General features: G+C 61.4%; 17 protein-coding genes. 6 read left to right on the forward strand and 11 right to left on the reverse strand.

Annotated features, from left to right (window positions below):
• Positions 1-95: 95 nt before the first annotated feature.
• The 7 genes from HMPREF2928_RS04510 to dapD all read right to left on the reverse strand — a co-directional run bounded on the left by HMPREF2928_RS04510 (position 96) and on the right by dapD (position 7,075).
• Entirely contained in the window at positions 96-1,034 is a 939-nt protein-coding gene (locus HMPREF2928_RS04510) for an amino acid ABC transporter permease (protein ID WP_005508486.1), read from the reverse strand.
• Complete coding sequence (locus HMPREF2928_RS04515) at positions 1,031-1,714, reverse strand: amino acid ABC transporter permease (RefSeq protein ID WP_049327621.1); 684 nt, start codon at positions 1,712-1,714, stop codon at positions 1,031-1,033. Before HMPREF2928_RS04515 ends, HMPREF2928_RS04510 begins: the two co-directional genes overlap by 4 nt.
• Before the next feature lie 20 nt (positions 1,715-1,734).
• Positions 1,735-2,565 carry a glutamate ABC transporter substrate-binding protein gene (locus tag HMPREF2928_RS04520; RefSeq protein ID WP_049337285.1) on the reverse strand — a complete coding sequence of 277 codons (831 nt, stop codon included), beginning with the start codon at positions 2,563-2,565 and terminating at the stop codon, positions 1,735-1,737.
• Between the two features lie 15 nt (positions 2,566-2,580).
• Positions 2,581-3,345 carry an amino acid ABC transporter ATP-binding protein gene (locus HMPREF2928_RS04525; RefSeq protein WP_049337287.1) on the reverse strand — a complete coding sequence of 255 codons (765 nt, stop codon included), beginning with the start codon at positions 3,343-3,345 and terminating at the stop codon, positions 2,581-2,583.
• A gap of 375 nt (positions 3,346-3,720) precedes the next feature.
• Positions 3,721-4,734: a UDP-glucose 4-epimerase GalE gene (gene galE / locus HMPREF2928_RS04530; RefSeq protein ID WP_049346894.1), complete on the reverse strand. Its 1,014-nt coding sequence runs from the start codon at positions 4,732-4,734 to the stop codon at positions 3,721-3,723.
• Positions 4,735-4,935: 201 nt separating this feature from the next.
• Positions 4,936-5,820, reverse strand: a complete 885-nt coding sequence (locus HMPREF2928_RS04535; protein ID WP_070687476.1) for a DUF4253 domain-containing protein — start codon at positions 5,818-5,820, stop codon at positions 4,936-4,938.
• Positions 5,821-6,109: 289 nt separating this feature from the next.
• On the reverse strand, positions 6,110-7,075 hold the full coding sequence (gene dapD / locus HMPREF2928_RS04540; protein WP_070687477.1) for a 2,3,4,5-tetrahydropyridine-2,6-dicarboxylate N-succinyltransferase: 966 nt from the start codon (positions 7,073-7,075) through the stop codon (positions 6,110-6,112).
• A gap of 101 nt (positions 7,076-7,176) precedes the next feature.
• Here dapD and dapE point away from each other — a divergent pair, with 101 nt between their 5' ends.
• The 4 genes from dapE (at position 7,177) to HMPREF2928_RS04560 (ending at position 10,959) form a co-directional block, all read left to right on the forward strand.
• Positions 7,177-8,355: a succinyl-diaminopimelate desuccinylase gene (dapE, locus tag HMPREF2928_RS04545; RefSeq protein WP_070687478.1), complete on the forward strand. Its 1,179-nt coding sequence runs from the start codon at positions 7,177-7,179 to the stop codon at positions 8,353-8,355.
• An 89-nt stretch (positions 8,356-8,444) separates the two neighbouring features.
• On the forward strand, positions 8,445-8,825 hold the full coding sequence (locus HMPREF2928_RS04550; protein WP_070687479.1) for a taurine ABC transporter substrate-binding protein: 381 nt from the start codon (positions 8,445-8,447) through the stop codon (positions 8,823-8,825).
• Between the two features lie 5 nt (positions 8,826-8,830).
• Positions 8,831-10,189, forward strand: coding sequence for a hypothetical protein (locus tag HMPREF2928_RS04555; protein WP_070687480.1), 1,359 nt, complete (start codon positions 8,831-8,833; stop codon positions 10,187-10,189).
• A gap of 392 nt (positions 10,190-10,581) precedes the next feature.
• Positions 10,582-10,959, forward strand: a complete 378-nt coding sequence (locus HMPREF2928_RS04560) for a twin-arginine translocase TatA/TatE family subunit (protein ID WP_012903155.1) — start codon at positions 10,582-10,584, stop codon at positions 10,957-10,959.
• Positions 10,960-11,047: 88 nt separating this feature from the next.
• On the opposite strand, the gene HMPREF2928_RS04565 is transcribed toward HMPREF2928_RS04560, so the two are convergent.
• Genes HMPREF2928_RS04565 through HMPREF2928_RS04575 form a run of 3 tightly spaced genes read right to left on the reverse strand, consistent with a single transcriptional unit; the run spans position 11,048 to position 14,493 of the window.
• Positions 11,048-12,250 carry a P-loop NTPase gene (locus tag HMPREF2928_RS04565; protein WP_070687481.1) on the reverse strand — a complete coding sequence of 401 codons (1,203 nt, stop codon included), beginning with the start codon at positions 12,248-12,250 and terminating at the stop codon, positions 11,048-11,050.
• Positions 12,240-13,172 (reverse strand): DUF1003 domain-containing protein, encoded by a 933-nt coding sequence (locus HMPREF2928_RS04570; RefSeq protein ID WP_070687482.1) that lies wholly within the window; start codon positions 13,170-13,172, stop codon positions 12,240-12,242. Before HMPREF2928_RS04570 ends, HMPREF2928_RS04565 begins: the two co-directional genes overlap by 11 nt.
• Positions 13,165-14,493, reverse strand: coding sequence for a magnesium transporter MgtE N-terminal domain-containing protein (locus tag HMPREF2928_RS04575; protein ID WP_049346907.1), 1,329 nt, complete (start codon positions 14,491-14,493; stop codon positions 13,165-13,167). The genes HMPREF2928_RS04570 and HMPREF2928_RS04575 overlap by 8 nt, the downstream gene beginning before the upstream one ends.
• 222 nt (positions 14,494-14,715) lie before the next feature.
• Between HMPREF2928_RS04575 and HMPREF2928_RS04580 the strand changes: the two genes are divergently transcribed.
• Complete coding sequence (locus tag HMPREF2928_RS04580; protein WP_049346908.1) at positions 14,716-15,708, forward strand: hypothetical protein; 993 nt, start codon at positions 14,716-14,718, stop codon at positions 15,706-15,708.
• Between the two features lie 163 nt (positions 15,709-15,871).
• Here the strand turns inward: HMPREF2928_RS04580 and HMPREF2928_RS04585 are convergent, their stop codons facing one another.
• On the reverse strand, positions 15,872-17,407 hold the full coding sequence (locus HMPREF2928_RS04585; protein ID WP_070687483.1) for an aminopeptidase P family protein: 1,536 nt from the start codon (positions 17,405-17,407) through the stop codon (positions 15,872-15,874).
• Between the two features lie 216 nt (positions 17,408-17,623).
• Between HMPREF2928_RS04585 and HMPREF2928_RS04590 the strand changes: the two genes are divergently transcribed.
• Positions 17,624-18,595, forward strand: a complete 972-nt coding sequence (locus tag HMPREF2928_RS04590; RefSeq protein WP_080975582.1) for a PHP domain-containing protein — start codon at positions 17,624-17,626, stop codon at positions 18,593-18,595.
• The last annotated feature ends 110 nt before the right edge of the window (positions 18,596-18,705 follow it).

The raw sequence follows: 18,705 nt of genomic DNA on the forward strand, positions 1-18,705 counted from the left end.
TGCGTCCAAGTTTCGGGGCGCAGTTCAAAAGGGGAGTGCGGGGGCTTTGCCGTATCTGCTGATAATCGCTGGCTGAGGAGCCCGAACGAGAAGGGTTACTTGCGGTCGCCGGGCAGAACGAACATCTGAACGGTCGGCGGGTTCGGGTTATCCAGAGCGTCCGGAATCAGGTTTCGGGTCACCTTTGCGGAGGTGCGCGACGCCAGCCTGTCCGTAATGCCGGTTGCTACAGCCGTCAGCACGAAGTTCACCGTCACGAAGAGTGCCGCCGCCAGAATCAGGGTCTGCAGCACGTTGCCGTCACCGGAACCGATGCGGCGCGCCGAAGCGAGCAGCTCCGGGTAGGAGATGATGTAACCGAGGGCGGTGTCCTTCAGAATCACAACGAACTGGCTGAGCATTGAGGGCATCATCGCGGTGAACGCCTGCGGAAGCAGGATCCGAATCAGCGTCTGGGTCGGGGTCAGACCAATCGCAAGACCCGCCTCGCCCTGACCGCGAGGAAGTTGCTTCACGCCCGAACGCAGTAGCTCAGCAATCACCGAGCCGTTGTACAGGGTCAGACCAATCACCACGGCGATGAAGGGCAGCTGAGCCGGCGGAAGGCCGCTGTACTTGCCCAAGAACAGCCAGAAGAAGATCATCATGATCAGCACCGGCACGGCGCGGAAGAACTCTACCACCACGGTGCCGAACCAGCGGATAACGCGGTACTGGGAGAGTCGAGCAATACCGAAGACCACACCGAACGCAACCGAGGTAACCACCGAAACCGCTGCCGCCGACAGGGTCGAGGCAAGGCCCGGCAGGTAGTAGGAGCTCCAGGCGCGGGCGGTGAACAGGTCAGTCCACTTTTCTGCCTCCAGCTGCCCCTTCTGACCCATCACGGTCAGCACATACACCGCAAATAGTGCAAAAAGGACTACCGCAGCAATGTTGAAGATGCGGATACGACGCTGCGCGATAGGACCCGGCTCGTCGAAAAGCACCGAAGAAGCGGCGCGGGTGTCATTACTGATAAAAGGGTTTTTCATCGCTTCACCGCCAGCTTACGGGATGACCAGGTGGTCAACGCACCAATGGGAACAACAATGATGACAAAGCCCATCGCAAACATGATGAAGATAGCAAGCACCATGTTCGCGTCGAACTCAATCATGGATTTCATCAGCCCGGAGGCCTCCGCCACCGACGCGACCGAGGCGACAGTGCTGTTCTTCGTCAACGCAATCAGAGTATTGCCGAGCGGGGTAATGGCGCCGCGTAGAGCCTGAGGGAAAATCACCAGGCGGGCGGTGTCGAAGAAACCCAGACCGATAGCGCGTGCCGCCTCAGCCTGACCCTTCGGCACGGTGTTCACACCCGAACGGATCGCCTCGCAGATAAACGCCGAATGGTAAATCGACAGGGCAATGACCGCGTACACGAAGAAGTTCGTGTCGAAATCGTGCGAGAAGGAGAGCTGGAACTGCGTCCACACACCCAAAATGGCGAAAGTCATCATGATGGTGAGCGGAGTATTACGGACAGTATGCACATAGGCGGTGCCCACCCAGCGCAGGGACGGGACGGGGCTGATGCGCATGAGCGCCAGCACAGTACCGAGAACGAACGAGCCAAGAGCCGCCCAGAAGGTCAGCTGAATATTGGTCATGAAGGCGCCAACCACATCGTACTTGGACAGGAGGGTGCCGAGTTGGTCAAAGAATGACATTCGTGAACCTCTCTAGAGGCCTAGGCGCAGGAGGTGCCCAGGTGCGGCGGGTTGGTTTCGGTGTTGTAGTGGTAGCCGGTGCCTTCGGTGTACTTGGTGATGAGCTTCTCCCAGGTACCGTCGGCAACCATCTCGTTGATGGCGTTGTTCACGGCTTCGCACTTGTCAGTGCCCTTGGGCAGACCCACGCCGTAGCGTTCGGTCGTGAAGGGGGAGCCGACCACTTTCAGCTTGCCCTTGTTCGCTTTGGTGGCTGCCAGACCGGCGAGGGTAATGTCGTCGGTGGTGACGGCGTCCACCACGCCGCCGTTGAGGGCGACCACGCAGTCGGAGTAGCTGTTCTGCTTGACCAGGTTCACGTTCTTGGCGAACTTGTCCTGCACCTTCTGGGCGCTGGTGGAGCCGGTGACGGAGCAGAGGTTCTTGCCGTTGAGGTCGTCCGGGCCGTGAATATCGGTGTTATCGGCACGCACGAGCAGGTCCTGACCAGCCGTGTAGTAGGGGCCGGCGAAGTCCACGGTCTTCTTGCGGCTTTCAGAGATGGAGTAGGTCGCAAAAATCATGTCTACCTGACCGGTGTTGAGCATGTTTTCGCGGTTAGCGGCGGGGGATTCGACGAACTCAATCTGCTCTTCGGAGTAGCCGAGCTTACCGGCGACGTAGCGTGCCACCTCCACGTCGAAGCCGGTGTAGGTGTTGCCGTCCTGGTAACCGAGGCCGGGCTGGTCTACTTTGATGCCGATGCGGATCTTGTGGTCGCTGTCTGCGCTGGAGCATCCGGCGAGGACGCCGGTCAGAGCGAGGGATGCTGCTGCGGCGAGTGCCGCGAGCCTACGTGAATATTTTTGCATGTCGGTCCCTCTGCTTTAGTGGTTGATGATCTTGGAGAGGAAGTCCTTGGCGCGCTCGCTCTTCGGGTTGGTGAAGAACTCGTCCGGGTGCGCCTCTTCGATGATCTCGCCGTCGGCAAGGAAGACGATGCGGTCTGCCGCCTTGCGGGCAAAACCCATCTCGTGGGTCACCACGATCATGGTCATGCCTTCCCTCGCGAGGGAGACCATGGTGTCGAGCACCTCGTTGACCATTTCGGGGTCGAGCGCGCTGGTGGGTTCGTCGAAGAGCATGACCTTGGGCTTCATGGCGAGTGCACGGGCGATGGCGACGCGCTGCTGCTGACCGCCGGAAAGCTCTGCGGGCATCTTGTGCACCTGGGAATCCACACCGACCTTCGCGAGCAGGTTCATGGCTTCTGCTTCTGCCTCTGACTTGGACATTTTGCGGATTCGGCGGGGCCCAAGGGTTACGTTATCGAGGATGTTCTTGTGCGCGAAGAGGTTGTAGGACTGGAAAACCATGCCGACTTCGGCGCGGAGCTTGGCGAGTGCGCGGCCTTCTTCGGGTAGTTCTTGTCCGTCAATGGTGATGGATCCGCTGGTGATAGTTTCGAGGCGGTTGATGGTTCGGCAGAGGGTGGATTTGCCGGAACCGGAGGGGCCGAGGAGGACGACGACCTCACCTTTTCCCACGGAAAGATTGATGTTCTTCAGAACGTGGTTGGTGCCGTAGTACTTGTTGACGTTGGCGATTTCGATGAGGTTTTTCTGCGCTTCGGGAGCTGCCTGTGCGGACATTTTGAACCCTTTCACGTGAGGTGCGTCTATGATGCGGGTTGTCTGTATGCTGAGTTTTCAGCTTACGCCTCAGACGGTTTCCTGTCTGCAAAATATTCACTTTACTGGGTAAGCAATGTGAATTTTTAAGCATGAATGCATAGTTATAGTATTTTTGACGTAAAAATATGGGTAAAAAACACCCCATCTTCACAAAAGGCTCTGACTAGGGAATATATTCTTCCCTTTCTCTACGCACTCACGAGGTGTCAAACGCCTTTGGGGAGGTAGTCACGACTTGGTAAAAATTTCGAAAAAAGCGCAAAAAAGTGCCCGATAGGTGAGATAACACCTATCGGGCACTCTTCAACACCCCTCACAAGGGGCTAAAACAGCTTAGGCTTCGTAACCGTTGGGGTTGTTCTTCTGCCAGTTCCAGTGGTCGCGAACCATGGTCTTAATATCGCGGCTAGCGCTCCAACCCAGATCCGCCAGAGCAGAGGAAGGATCAGCGTAAGAGACCGCAACGTCACCGGGGCGACGATCCACAATCTTGTACGGCAGCTCCTTACCGCACGCCTCCTCGAACGCGTGCAGAACCTGCAGAACTGAGTAGCCGTTACCGGTACCCAGGTTCCAGGTGTGCAGGCCGCCGTGCTCAGTAATGTAGTTCAGCGCCTTCAGGTGGCCGTCAGCCAGGTCAACCACGTGGATGTAGTCGCGCACGCCGGTACCGTCAACGGTCGGGTAGTCGTTACCGAACACGTTCAGGTGCTCGCGGCGGCCCACAGCAACCTGCGCGATGAAGGGCACCAGGTTGTTCGGGATACCCGCCGGGTCCTCGCCGATACGGCCGGACTCGTGCGCACCAACGGGGTTGAAGTAACGCAGCAGAGCAATGTTCCACTTGGAATCGGACGCAGCCAGGTCAACCAGCATGTCCTCAATGTGCTCCTTGGTGCGGCCGTAGCAGGACTGCGCATCCATGTTCATCTTCTCGATCAGAGGCATGGACTCGGGCTCACCGTACACGGTAGCGGAGGAGGAGAACACGATGGAGTGGCAGTCAGCCTCGTCCATTGCGTACAGCAGGTTCAGGGTGCCAGCCACGTTGGTCTGGTAGTACCACAGCGGCTTCTCTGCGGACTCGCCCACAGCCTTCAGACCCGCAAAGTGAATCACAGCGTCGGGGCGAACCTGCTTGAAGAGAGCCTTCATACCTTCGAGGTCGAGCAGGTCAACCTTGTGGAACTCGGGGGCGCGGCCAGCGAGTTCAGCGACGCGCTTGAGGGACTCCTCGGAAGAGTTCGCGAGGTTATCCATGACGACGACGTCGTGGCCTGCCTTGAGCAGTTCAAGTACAGTGTGGGAACCGATGTAGCCGGCGCCGCCGGTAACGAGTACCTTCATGATGTCCTTTCGGGCTTTATATATCCGGAAAAAGCGCTCCGGATGGGGGACAAAAGCTGTTGAGCTGTATCTAATAGTACAGCTGTGCACGGGGTGTAAGTACTGCGGGACACTGTGCGCTTGTGCACTCTGGTGTGAGCACGTGGGAGGCGTTATTTAGGTGTGTCGACACTCGCCCCCACCTGGCTTTATCACCCGCAGCTAATCCCACCAGAAATACCACTGGCGGCTCTGGTGAATAAACTCCGCCAGCTGCTCAACATCTTCAAACACCTGGAACGGAAGATCAGAACAAAACGCGAACTGCTCGACCGCCAGATTCTTCGCCTCCACCGGGTCGGTGACGGGGCGTTCCACCAGAAACTCCAGGCAGTCAGCACCGTCAAGAGCCGCCGGGATGGCACCGTACTTTTCACGCCAGTAGTGGGTGAACGCCAGCTGCGTTTCAGCGTCCGGGCAGTCATTCCAGCCGCCGAAGGGCAGGTATGCGGGAATATCGGCGGGGTCATCGGTCGGAATCTGCAGCAGGAGCATCTCGCCTTTATCCTCCTCATCCACAAGCTCATAGCGGAGCAGAGCACAAAGGCACGGGGCGTCATCTTCGGGTTCCTCATCGGGCAGAAAATCGGAGCTCATAAACTCGCCCATAAGTTTGTTGAGGTTGAAGTCGTCCGGGTCGTCCTCGTTAGCCTCTTCGCCATCGTCCATAACCCGGCGCAGCTGCTGAGCAATGGCGGCGCTGCCGTACTCTTCGGCGGAGGTGCCGCCTCGGGCGGCACGGTAACGCCCAAGAACAGCACGAGTGTAGGCGCTCACCTGCTCGGGGGTGAGAGTCTCAACATCGTCAATGATGTCGTGCTCAAGGGACACCGCAATCACCATGCTCTCAAGCACCGTGTCGTTCAGATTCAGGAAGAAGGGGACGAAACCCTCCGCGCGCCCGCGCTCAGCCAGCTCATCGTAACGAGTCATAGCGTCAGCTGCCGGGGTACTCGCCGGAATACGCTCGTGCGGGTAGGGGAAGAGGCGCGTAAAGTGCCGGTAGGTTTCGCTCATCGTCGACTCTGACTTAGTTGATTCGGGCATCTGAGTTCCTCTCTGAACTGTACAAGTGGTCTGTCGTGGCGGGTGCGCTGTACCCGGTACTACCAGCCTAACGAAAGCCCTAGTAGCTCGCCCTGAAAACGGTCATCGTAGACCGCGCGGATGTGCGCCCGGGTATGAGAGCGGCGGAGAGGGAGCACAGGGCACAGAAAAGGGGCCGGGATGCTTCACACATCCCGACCCCTAAAGCCGACCCCTAAAGCCGATCCCTAAAGTTCGCGGGCCGACCCCCAACGTTCGCAAGGGCAATCAGCGCTAGTCCAGGTGCAGATTAGTTCAGGTGGAGCGCCTCGTTCAGCTCCACGGTGTTCTTTGCACGCGGCAGAACCTCAATCGCGCCGCTGATCGAATTGCGGCGGAACAGCAGGTTCGACACGCCGGACAGCTCCGCAGCCTTCACCACGCGCGCCTCCTGACCGGGCAGCAGAACACTCACGCGCGAACCAGCGGTCACATACAGGCCAGCCTCAACCACGCAGTCATCACCCAGGGCAATACCGATACCGGACTCCGCACCCAGCAGAGAACGCTCACCAATGGATACGCGCTGAGTGCCACCACCGGAGAGGGTACCCATCGTGGAGGCGCCGCCACCCACATCCGAGCCGTCGCCCACCACAACGCCCTGAGAAATACGGCCCTCAACCATGGAGGTGCCCAGGGTGCCGGCGTTGAAGTTCACGAAGCCCTCGTGCATCACGGTCGTGCCGGACGCCAGGTGCGCACCCAGGCGCAGGCGATCACCGTCGCCAATGCGCACGCCGGCGGGAACCACGTAATCCACCAGGCGCGGGAACTTATCAATGTGGCTCACGCTCAGGTTGCCCAGCTTGCGCAGACCAATCGCCAGCTTCTGGAACTCGGTGGCAAGCACCGGGCCGTGGTTGGTCCACGCAACATTCGCCAGGGTGCCGAACAAGCCCTCCAGGTTCAGCTCGTTGGGACGAACCAGAGTGTGCGAGAGCAGGTGCAGACGCAGGTACGCGTCGACCGCATCTTCGGGTGCCTCATCCAGGTTGATGGAGGCGGTACGCACCTCGGTGCGGGCATTGCGCGCCGGATGCTCAACGGCCAGGTCTTCCAGCTCGTCCGCGATGGACAGGTCGGGGGTCTGGGTGAGGGAGGGAGCGGGGAACCACGCATCCAGGACGGTGCCGGCGTGCTCGCCAGAGACGACAACATTGACCAGGGCGACACCGGAGGCGTAACGGGGAGTGTTTTCAGACATGCCATCCATTATAGTTTTGGGGGTTAGAGCCCCTTCAAGACCGTCTCATATGCTCGATATGGGCGTTGAGGGCGTGGGTGTGAGCGCGGGCGAACCTGTAAGGTGGAAGGATGAGCGTTTCCCCCAAGAACTCTGAGCTTCACCCTGTACCGCAGCCGCCCCTGAACCTGGACGTGTCCATGCCTGAGCTGACGCGTGCCCTGCTGGATTACGAGTCGGTTTCCGGCAATGAGCAGCCAATTGCTGACGCCGTGCACATGGCGCTGTCGTTCTGCCCGCACCTGCACCTGACCCGTGACGGGGACGCCATTATCGCCCGCACCGAGTTCCCGCCGCTACCCGGCGCTGAGGGGGAACGCACCCGCATTATTCTTGCCGGTCACCTGGATACCGTGCCCTTGCCCACCGTTGAGGGTTCCCCGGGTACCGTGCCGTCCACGGTGCGTGAAGAAGAGGACGGGTACGTGCTCTACGGCCGCGGCGCAACCGATATGAAGGGCGGCGTGGCGGTCCAGTTGAAACTTGCCGCCGAACTGACCGCGCAGGACACCGACTACAACCTGACCTATATCTTCTACGACAACGAAGAGGTCGCCAGCGAGCTCTCCGGCCTGGCGCGTCTGATCCGCAACCACGGTGAGCTCATCACTGACGCAGACTTCGGCGTGCTACTTGAACCGACCAACGGCACCATTGAGGGCGGCTGCAACGGCACCATGCGTTTCTTCGTGCGCACCCGCGGCCTTGCCGCCCACTCGGGACGTGCATGGCACGGCGAGAACGCAATTCACGCCCTGGCACCGGCGTTGGCGGCGCTCGCCTCCTACGAGCCGAAGACCATCGCGGTGGAGGGCCTGGACTATCGTGAGGGTCTGAATGCGGTGCAGATTTCTGGTGGCGTTGCCGGTAACGTGATTCCTGACGCGGCGGCAATGCACGTGAACTACCGTTTTGCCCCGGATAAGACCCTGGATGAGGCGGTCGCCCACGTGCGTGAGGTCTTCGCCGGATACGAGCTGGATTTTGTGGATCTTTCCCCGGCGGCACGCCCCGGACTGGACACCCCGCTGGCGGCTTCCCTGATTGAGGCGGTGGGGCAGAAGCCTCAGCCGAAGTACGGTTGGACGGACGTGGCGCGCCTGAGCGAGATCGGTATTCCCGCGGTGAACTTCGGCCCCGGTGACGCTCTGCTGGCTCACACCGATAACGAACACGTGAGCTTTAGCCAGCTGACCCGCTGCCACGCAGATTTGCGTGCCTGGCTGCTCAGCGACCGCGACGAGGACTAGCCGCGACGCTGATTCTGCCGGTGCTGGCGCTACTATTTGAATTTAGGTGACCGTCAGGGGTTGACGGTCCTGCATGATATGAGATTGACATGAACTTTCTTCTGATTCTGCTTGCCCTGCTGATTTTGGGCATTGCGGTGCTCTCCGTTGTGGCGCTCTCCGGTGAGCGTGCCGTGCCCGGTGCCGCGTTCTTCAGCGGTGTGGGCCGTGATGGTTTGGGCACCTTTGACCGTGTGGAGGATTTGAGCTTTATCGCTCCTCTCGTCGGTGCACCCGAAGAGGACAAGACACACGAGAACGCACCCGCCGCTGAGTCTGCTGCTTCGACCGCAGAATCTGCTGATGCTAACGTCGCTGCCGCTGAGCCGGTTCGCCGCGGTGCGGTTCCCCTGGCTGATGATGCGGAGAGCACCTTGAGCGCGCATGACTTTGTGGAGAAGCGGAAGAACCCGCAGGCTGAGGGGAACTAACGCCCGTGAGTGTTTCGCCTGAACGTAATAGTGATTCCCCCGCGTATTCTCCTGCGCAGGGTGCCGCCACCCCCGCCTCCGGCGAGGAACGGAGCGAGTCTTTTGATGAGCTTCTGACCTGGGCGTACACCGCCGCCGGTGAGCGCCTGCACCGGGTGGGGCAGCGTCTGCGTGCCCTGCCCGCGTGGCTGTCGGTACTGCTGATTTACGGTCTGTCCCGAGTATGGGGCTTCATCGTGTTTGCCGTGGTCGGTCAGCAACAGTTGCGCAGCCCGTGGGGTCAGCACCTGGATTACCTGTCGTTCATTAGCATCTGGGATGCCGGCTGGTATGAGCAGATTGCGGTACAGGGTTACCCGAGTGAGCTGCCGGTGGACGCGGCTGGCGTGGTTCAGCAGAATCAGTGGGCTTTTTACCCGATTTTCCCGCAGCTTTCCGGTGCTATTAGCCATGCGACGGGCATCGGGTACTACCCGGTGGCGGCGACGGTTGCTCTGCTTGCCGGTTTTGCGGCGGCGTGGGTGATTTACCTGCTGTTTGAGGCGTCGTTGAAGGTGGCCGGTTTCAAGAGTGAGGAGTCGCCTTCTGCGCTGTCCATGTGGGCTGTGGCGTTGGTGTCGTTCTTGCCGGTGGCGCCGGTGCTTCAGGTTCCGTATGCGGAGTCGCTGAACCTGGTGTTCCTTGCCGGTGCGCTGCTGTGCCTGGTTCAGGGACGCTACGGCCTGCTGGTTCCTGTGGCGGCGTTGGCGTGCCTGTCCCGCCCGGTGGGTGTGCCCCTGGGCGCGGCTGCCGGCCTGTGGTGGTTTGCGTGCTGGGTGCGTTCGAGCCGCCAGTCGGGTATGGGCACGGCGTTTGTGCGCCATCTGGGGCAGCTGGTCAGCGCCTTGGTAGTGTGTGCGTGTGCGCTGGTGTGGCCTGCGATTGCGTGGTGGGCTACGGGCCGTATGGATGCGTATACCGCCACGGAGACGGCGTGGCGCGGTACCCATTTGGCGCCGATTCAGCCGTGGCTGTCGCAGGGTTACCTGTACTTTGGGTATGTGGCTCCGGTGTTGCTGACTCTGCTGATTTTGGGTTTTATTGCTTTGTGTTTGAGCCCTCTGGCGCGTAGGGTTTTGGCGGCTCCGTTGAACCTGTGGTGCCTGAGCTATTTTGCGTATTTGATTCTGTTTTTGAATCCGCAGTCGTCGACGTTCCGTCTGTTGTTGCCGTTGTTTCCGCTGGTGATTGTGGTGGTGGCGGCGAGCCGTTCGCGGGCGTATCGTTGGGCGTTGTTGGTGGCGGGTGCGTGTGCGCAGTGGGGCTGGGTTGGCTGGCTGTGGCATTGGAAGCAGCTCCCCGGCGGTGGAGATTATCCGCCGTAAACCGAATATCGTGACTGGAGACCGCCGGTGCGCTGCCGGCGGTCTTTTGCGTTCGGGAGGCGGGCGTGTCTGCGGTTGGAGCCGCAGCGTTTTAACCCGGCGGTGGAGAACTACCCGCCGTAAACCGAATATTGTGTCAGGAGATCGCCGGTGTGCTGCCGGCGGTCTTTTGCGTTCGGGAGGCGGGCGTGTCTGCGGTTGGAGCCGCAGCGTTTTAACCCGGCGGTGGAGACTACCCGCCGTAAACCGCTGATGTGGTGTTCTTAGCCGTGGGCGCAATGCCCCTCCGCGGTGCTGTAGCGTACGCCTTCTGCTTGTCCAGAGCTTAAAGACACGTCCAGAAAGCGCCGCGGGTTCGGCGGTGCTGGCTCGGAACTGATAATCTATATTCTGTGTTTGGTATTAGTGGCACCGAGTTGATTATTTTGGCCATCATCACGTTTGTGGTGATTGGCCCCGAACGCATGCCCGAATACGCCCGACAGATCCGTGAATTCGTCAAGACTGTGCGCCGCATGGCGTTTGACGCGAAGGACGACTTCAAGGAAGCCCTGGGCGAGACGGGCCTGGAAGATATTAACTGGCGCCAGTACGACCCCCGCCAGTACGATCCGCGCGTGATTGTGAAGCAGGCGTTCGCTGAGGATGACGCCGAGCGTGAGCGTGAGGCGAGGGAACGTGAAGAGGCGCTGCTGAAGGAGAAGGAAAAGTCGGAGAGCCGTGCTCTTCCGCGAGGCGCATACGCCCCCTTCGACGTGGACGCCACCTAAGATTTTGAAACGAAAGAACCCCGCACCGTGATGGTGCGGGGTTCTTTCTGTTCTCAGCTTTTGCCGTCAGCTTCTAGATGCTCAATCTTTAGACAAAGAGCGGCAGGCTCTGACCCGCCCGCGACTCGCCCGACTGCAGCAACTGCGAGGCGATGGACTGAATCTCTTCGGCGGTGGGGGAGTCCGGGTGGCTCCAGACCACCGGGGTGCCCTCGTCGCCGCCGGTACGCAGGTTCACATCCAGCGGGACGGAACCGAGCAGCGGTACCGGGTAGGAGAGCGCCTCCGAAAGACGCTCAGCGAGCACCTGACCGCCGCCAGAACCGAACATGTCGAGCACGGTACCGTCCGGCAGGGTCATGGCAGCCATGTTCTCCACCACGCCCACGACCTTCTGACCGGTCTGCAAGCTCAGGGTACCGGCACGCTCCGCCACATCCACCGCGGCGTGTTGCGGGGTGGAAATGAGCACCAGCTCCGCATTCGGCAACAGCTGAGCCATGGAGATGGCAATATCGCCGGTGCCGGGCGGCAAATCGAGCAGCAACACATCCAGGGCGCCGAAGTGCACATCCATGATGAACTGCTCCAGGGCACGGTGTAGCATGGGGCCGCGCCACGCCACCGGCTCGTTGCCCTTGAGGAACATGCCGATAGAAATCACGCGAATAAAGCCGCCGCTGACCTTCTGCTCACCCCAACGCTGGGCGGGGGCGGGCACATCCACGGTCGGCGGAAGAATCAGGTCATCCAGGCGGGTCGGGGCGTCGGTAATACCCAGCAGACCCGGGATGGAGAAGCCGTGCACATCCGCGTCAATAATGCCCACCGCAAGCCCGCGCGAAGCGAACGCGGCGGCAAGATTCGCGGTCATGGAGGACTTGCCCACACCGCCCTTACCGGACACCACACCGAACACGCGGGTCAGCGAACCGGGTGCGGTAAACGGGTTGGAACGCTCCGGCTTGAGCATCGAACGCAGAGCGGAACGCTGCTGCGGGTTCATCGCACCCACCTGCAGTTGCACACGCTCGATACCCTCAACAGTGGCGGCGGCGTCACGAACCTGCTGCTCGATGGTGTTCTTCAGCGGGCAACCCTCAATGGTGAGTAGCACCGTGACCTCAGCCCAGTGACGGCCGGGAATCGGCTCACCGTGCTCATCCAGTTCAGGATGCACGAGCGCAGTCTCCACCATGCCCAGCTCCGTAATGGGGCGGTGCAGTTCGGGATCCTCGACGCGGGCAAGTGCCGCGTAGAGCGCATCCTGCAGGGGCGAATTAGCGGTCACGGGCGCCTCCCTCACGGGTGCGCTCTGCCTGCTGCTGTGCCTGCTGGGATTCGCGGCTCTGAGGCTGGCTCAAATCGCCTCGGTGGGGATCCTGTGCGGAGTCCTTCGCGGGGCGTTCAGCCTTGTCAGAAGCCTGCTCGGTACCGTTCTCGGTGCCTTCAGGGCTCTTGCCCCCAGAGTTCTTATCCTCAGCCTCCTGCTCCTCAGCGTCCTTTTCCTCGCCCTCGGAGATATCGATATCGTCGATAGCCTCCTCAAGGTCCTCAATGTCCTCACTGATGTCCTGCAGCTGCTCGGCGTGACGCTCCTGCTCCTGCGCAATGTTCTGCAGTTCCTCAAGAATGTCACGCAGCTCGCTACGGACGAAGTCACGGGTCGCAACCTCACGCAGAGCAATACGCAGCGAAGCAATCTCGCGGGTCAGGTACTGGGTCTCCTCCAGGTTCTGCTGGTCACGCTTACGGTCCTCGGATGCCACCACGCGATCGCGGTCGTCCTGACGGTTCTGCGCCAACAGCAGCAGGGGAGCAGCGTAAGAAGCCTGCAGGGACAGCATCAGGGTCAGCAGGGTGAAGTTCAGGCTACGCGGGTCGAACTGCATCTCCTCCGGCGCCAGGGAGTTCCAGGCAAGCCACACGCCACAGAAAATGGTCATCCACATCAAAAACTGCGGGGTACCCATGTAGCGTGCGAAACCCTCGGTCATGCGGCCGAAAGCGTCCGGGTTGGGGCTTGCGAACAGCTTCGGCTTGCGGGTGCCGGGGGTGCTCAGCTGCGAGTCGCTGCGCTGCGGGCGGGAGTCGCCGCGCTCGCGGTTGCGTTCAGCGTACTTCTTCTCAAGGCGGTCCTTGAGGATGCGCGCCTTATCGATGCGGGGGTTCTCTTCGGTACGGTTTGCGTCGCGGCGGTTCGATTCAGGCAAAGCGTCGTCCTACCTTTCGTACGGGAGTTCCATCATCGTAAGTGCGCCAGTCTTCGGGCAGGAGCGCATCGAGCACGTCGTCGATGGTCACTGCGCCTACCAGGCGGTGCGATTCGTTCACAATGGGAACGATGGTCAGGTCGTAGGTTGCCAGCACGCGTGCCAGCTCTTCCAAACTAGCCTGGTCAGAGACCGGCTCAGTGTCGGTGTCGAGGATGTGGCCGATCGGCTCGCTCGGCGGCACACGCAGCAGCTTCTGCATGTGCACCAGGCCCAGGTACTTGCCGGTCGGGGTTTCCAGGGGCGGGCGGGTCACCATGACGGCAGCCGCCATCGCCGGAGGAATCTCTTCGGCGCGGATGTGCGCGAGCGCCTCCGCGACGGTCGCCTCAGGGGAGAGGATAATCGGCACGGGGTTCATGAGCGAACCGGCGGTACCTTCGTCGTATTCGAGCAGTCGACGCACGTCGTCTGCTTCGTCGGGTTCCATGAGTTCGAGCAGCTTTTCACGCTGGGCGTCGTCCAGCTCGATGAGGAGGTCGGCGGCGTCGTCCGGTTCCATCTCTTCGAGGACCTGCGCGGCACGCTCGTCGTCCAGGTGCGAGAGAATCTGCACCTGGTCCTCTGCGGGCAGCTCCTGCAGAACGTCCGCGAGGCGTTCATCCTGCAGTTCGGCGGCGATTTCGACCATGCGCTTATCGCTCATCTCGTGGATGGCGTCCGCAAGGTCGGCGGGCTTGGAGTTTTCGTGGTTTGCCACGAACGCGGTTGCCGCCTGCGGTTCCACATCGGTGGAGAGCAGGGCCTCGTCCCAGTCGACGATGAGGGTCTCCTTGGAGCGGCGGCGCCATGTGCTCGAGCCGGAGCTGACGCGGGAGACGAACAGCTCGGTCACGCCCCAGTCGCCGTTGCGGCGCTGCTCAATCGCGACGTCCTCAATGACGGCGTCGCCGCTGCCGTCGAGCAGGCGCACGCGGCGGTCAAAAAGCTCACCGACGATGAGGGTCTCAGAGTTGCGCTGTTCGAAGCGGCGCAGGTTCACCAGGCCGGTCGAAATAATCTGTGAAGCGTCGATACTTCGCACACGGGTCATGGGCATGAACACACGCTTCTTGCCGAGCACCTCAACGATGATGCCGACAACAATAGGTTCGGTGCCCTTGGCGGGGCGGGCGCCCGCAATGGACGCGCCCAGGCCACGTTTGAGCACGACGACGTCTCGGAGACGGCCGAGGCGGTCACCGAAGGGGTCAAAAACGTCGAGGCCCAAAAGGCGGGCAATGTAAATCTTGCTGGGGGTGCTGAACTTCGAATTGCTCACCTCTCTAGGGTACGCTCCACCGCGGGGATTCGCACTTTGAGGGGCCTATTTGAACAGTCGTTCATACGCCCCGTTGACGCTGCCTCTACGTGCCCTTTACATTCTTTCTACACTGGGCTTGATGCGGGGCTTGGTAGTGGGCTTTATACGGGGCTCTACGCCGGGGGAGAGCGCTGACCGACTCACCCCTGCCTGTTTTTGCCGGGCGGTAGAATAGGAGCCATGACTTCTAACCTGCCGAATATTCCCTCGACCCCGCCTTCTTCGTACTTGGCGTCGCGCCTGGCGCAGGCTCAGGGCAAGCCCCTACCCGCCGGTGAAGCGATCGCCTCCTTCGTCCGTCACGATGATGCGCTCGCCGCTTTTGATGTACTCAGCGAGCAGGATTACCCGGTCACGGCACTGTACCTGGTCAATGACGGTATCCGCCAGGTGGAGTACCCGGTGCAGCCCGGTTATGGTCGTGCCCTGATTTCTGCGGCGATTCAGGGCGCGGTGATTGGCCTGGTGTTTTCGGTGCTGATGACCCTTGCCGGTGACTCTTTTATCTCTGAGGCGCTCAAGTACGTGCCGCTGTCGGTCGCGGTGTTTGTGCTCTGGCAGATGTACGTTCTGCGCCGCTCTCACGGGGGCCGCTACCCAATGCGTACCGAGGCGATTCCCTCCCGTACCGTGATGTACGCCCTGCCGGAGTACGCTCAGGATGCACGCCGCGTACTGGGTGCGCACCCTCGCTTCTCGGCGGCGGTTGCGGCTGCACGTGCGGCGGCGGCTCCGGAGGCGTCGCAGGCGCGTGCCGCTCAGAGCACCGTCTCGATGAACGGCGCCCCGGTTCCGACCGGCGCCCCGAAGGCACCCTCGTACCGTGCACAGGCGGGTAGCCAGCCGGCACCGAACCAGAACCTGCCCGAGCGTGATACTTCCGCGCAGGATGCGGTGGCTCAGAGCGCGGCGCAGAACATGCCCGCGCCCACCCAGCCTACGCAGACTGTTCAGCCCGCTCAGACTTCCGCGCCGGAACAGGCAAACACCGACCAGGCAACCGAACAGAACACCACCGCCCAGAAGGCAGAGCCGCAGAAGCGTCCGGCTCAGCGTTTCGGTCTGCGCGTGGACGATCCGGAAGAATACGCGAAGCTGATTCAGCCCAAGCCGCAGCGTCCGACCCCGCGCCCGCAGGGCCTGCACGATAAGTCCTCGCAGGACTCCGAATAACCTCCACCACCAGCGGCGGCAGTAGCCGCCCCTAACGGCGGGAAACAGGCATAGAAGAGCATATAGAAGACATGCGAAAGCCCCTCACCGAACGAATCGGTGAGGGGCTTTCGCTACGCATTGTCGTCAGACCGTACTAGCCGGTACATCCCGGCGGGAATGGTTACGCCTCCTTGGAGAGCTTCGCCATCCACTCCTCAATGCCCTCAACGGTGCGGGGCAGGGCAGCGGACATGTTCACGTTGCCGTCCTCGGTGCAGAGCACGTCGTCCTCCAGGCGGATACCGATACCGCGGTACTCCTCGGGAATGGACATGTCCTCTTCCTTGAAGTACAGCGCCGGCTCAATGGTGAAGACCATGCCCGGCTCCAGCTCAGCCCACATGTACAGTTCAGCCTTAGCCTGCGCGCAGTCGTGCACGTCCAGGCCCAGGTGGTGGCTGGTGCCGTGCGGCATCCAGCGGCGGTGCTGACCGCCCTCAATGGTGAGGGAAACCTCGGCAGAAACCGGCAGCAGGCCCCACTCTTCCAGACGGTGAGCCAGAACCTCCATCGCGGCGTCGTGAATCTCGTGGAACTTACGGCCCGGCTTAGCCACCTCGAACGCGGCGTCAGCTGCGTCCAGCACAGCGTTGTAGACCTTCGCCTGAACCTCGGTGAACTTACCGTTCACGGGGAAGGTGCGGGTCACGTCTGCGGTGTACAGGGTGTCGTCCTCAACGCCTGCGTCCAGCAGCAGCAGCTTGCCGTCATCGACGGTGCCGTTGTTACGGATCCAGTGCAGGATGGTTGCGTTGTTACCGCACGCTGCGATGGTGTCGTAGCCCAGGTCGTTACCGTCGGTACGTGCCACGGAGAAGAACGCGGTCTCAACGACGCGCTCGCCGCGGTGGTGCGCAACAGCCTTAGGCAGCTCGCGCACGACCTCTTCGAAGCCCTTGACGGTCAGGTCAACGGAACGCTGCAGGTTCTCAACCTCGATAGCGTCCTTGATCAGGCGAGCCTCGGAGAGAGCCACGGCAAGCTCGGAGTCCAGCTTGTCAGCCTGCTCCAGCTCCACGCCGGTGTTGTAGCGGGAGGTGTCAACCAGCGCGTCAACAGCCGGGTCAACGTTGCGGACCAGGCGGATGTTCACGCCGCCCAGGCCCTGGTTGCCGGCGTTCTTGGTGATAGCAACCTCAAGCTCGGACAGGTCGCGGGTACGCAGACCGTAACGCTCGGAGAACTCCTTCAGGGTGGGGCGGGGGCCAACCCAGAACTCGCCGTAACGTGCATCCGCGTAGAACTCTGCGGTGTCGCGGCCAGCCAGCGGGCGGAAGTACAGGGTTACTTCGTGGTTGGAACCGTTGTCGCCGGTGCCCTCTTCGACGGGCTCGAAGACCAGCACGGCGTCGGGCTCGTGGTCGATGCCCAGACCGGTCTGGTGCGCAAACGCCGAGTGGGGGCGGAAGCGGTAGTCGCAGTCGTTGGAGCGGACCTTCAGCGGGCCTGCGGGCAGGACGAGGCGCTCGCCGGGGAATGCCTTGGAGATCTTGGCGCGGCGCTCAGCTGCGTAGTCTGCTACGGGCTCGCGGGTGTAGCCGTCATCTTCGGCAGGTGCCCAGTTTGCGGCAATGAATTCGGTGAACGCAGACGCCTTGGGGGTGCTGCGGTGGTCAGTCTTCTGAGCTTCGGTGCTCTTCTCGTTGTTCTCAGTCATGGGTTAATCATATCGCCTTCACCACAGGTGGGCAGGTGTTTTAGCGCTTTTGACCATAAGAGAGGGTGCGGTGGGTCAGAATATATCTTTGACCTGCGACCGGGTGCCCGATATTGCGCCGCCGATATTGGTAGGGTTGAATCAGAAGAGTAGATGACATGCCTTAAAACCCCGCTGAGGTGGCGACGAACTAGCAGGGGCGGGGAAGGAGAGAATATGACGCACACAGAACACCGGAACAGTGCACCTCATGCGAAGCAGGCACCGCAGCCCGCTGAATTGGGCGCGCCTGAAAACCAGAACCCTGCCGGGCGCTACGACCTGCATATTCACTCCGCTATTTCTGACGGCACGCAGAGCCTGACTGAGCTGGTGCCGCTGATTGCTCGCACCGGGTTGGCGGGATTCGCGCTGACTGATCACGATACGACGGCTGGGTGGGCACAGGCGGCTCAGCTGGCGGATGAGCACGGTCTGGATTTTCTGCCGGGTGCCGAGTTCTCCTGCCGTTACCGTTACACCGACGGTGAGGGTCGCTCACGCACGAAGACCATTCACCTGCTCGCTTATGGTTTTGACCCGGTGGGTTCAGAGTTGGCGCGCCGTGTGGAGGCGATTCGCGCCAGCCGTAAGGGCCGCGCGCAGGCTATTGTGCAGCGTCTTGCCGCCGACTACCCGCTAACCTGGGACGACGTGTTGGCGCAGGTGGGGGAGGGGAACACGGCGGTGGGCCGCCCCCATATTGCCGATGCGCTGGTTGCCGCTGGCGTGGTTGCTGACCGTTCTGAGGCTTTCGCGAAGCTGCTGTACACGGGCAGCCCCTACTATGTGCCGCAGGACGCGCTGGACCCGCTGGAGGCGGTGCGTCTGGTGCGTGAGGCTGGGGGCGTGCCGGTGATTGCGCATCCGATGAGTACGATGCGTGGGCCTGCGTTGAGCCTGGAGTACCTGGGTTTGATGGTGGAGGCTGGTCTAGCGGGTGTGGAGGTGCACCACCGCGAGAACTCCGCGGAAGACCGGGCGCGCCTGCTGGAGTTTATTGAGCGTCAGCGTGCTGCGGGCCGTGAGGTGCTGGTGACGGGTTCGAGTGATTATCACGGCGCGGGTAAGCCGAATCTGCTGGGTGAGAATACGACGGATGCGGCGACGGTGGCGCGTATCCGCGAGCAGCTGGCGGCACAGCACTAAGACGCAAGTGTGGGGCGGGTTCCTAATCAAAGGAACCCGCCCCCCATTCTTTTGCTTTCACCTCATTGCATATTCCCTAAATCTCTACCTGAAGGTTAGGATTTTTGGTA

Origin of the sequence: Rothia sp. HMSC072B04 (assembly GCF_001813725.1) — a bacterium.
Classification (GTDB): Bacteria; Actinomycetota; Actinomycetes; order Actinomycetales; family Micrococcaceae; genus Rothia; species Rothia mucilaginosa.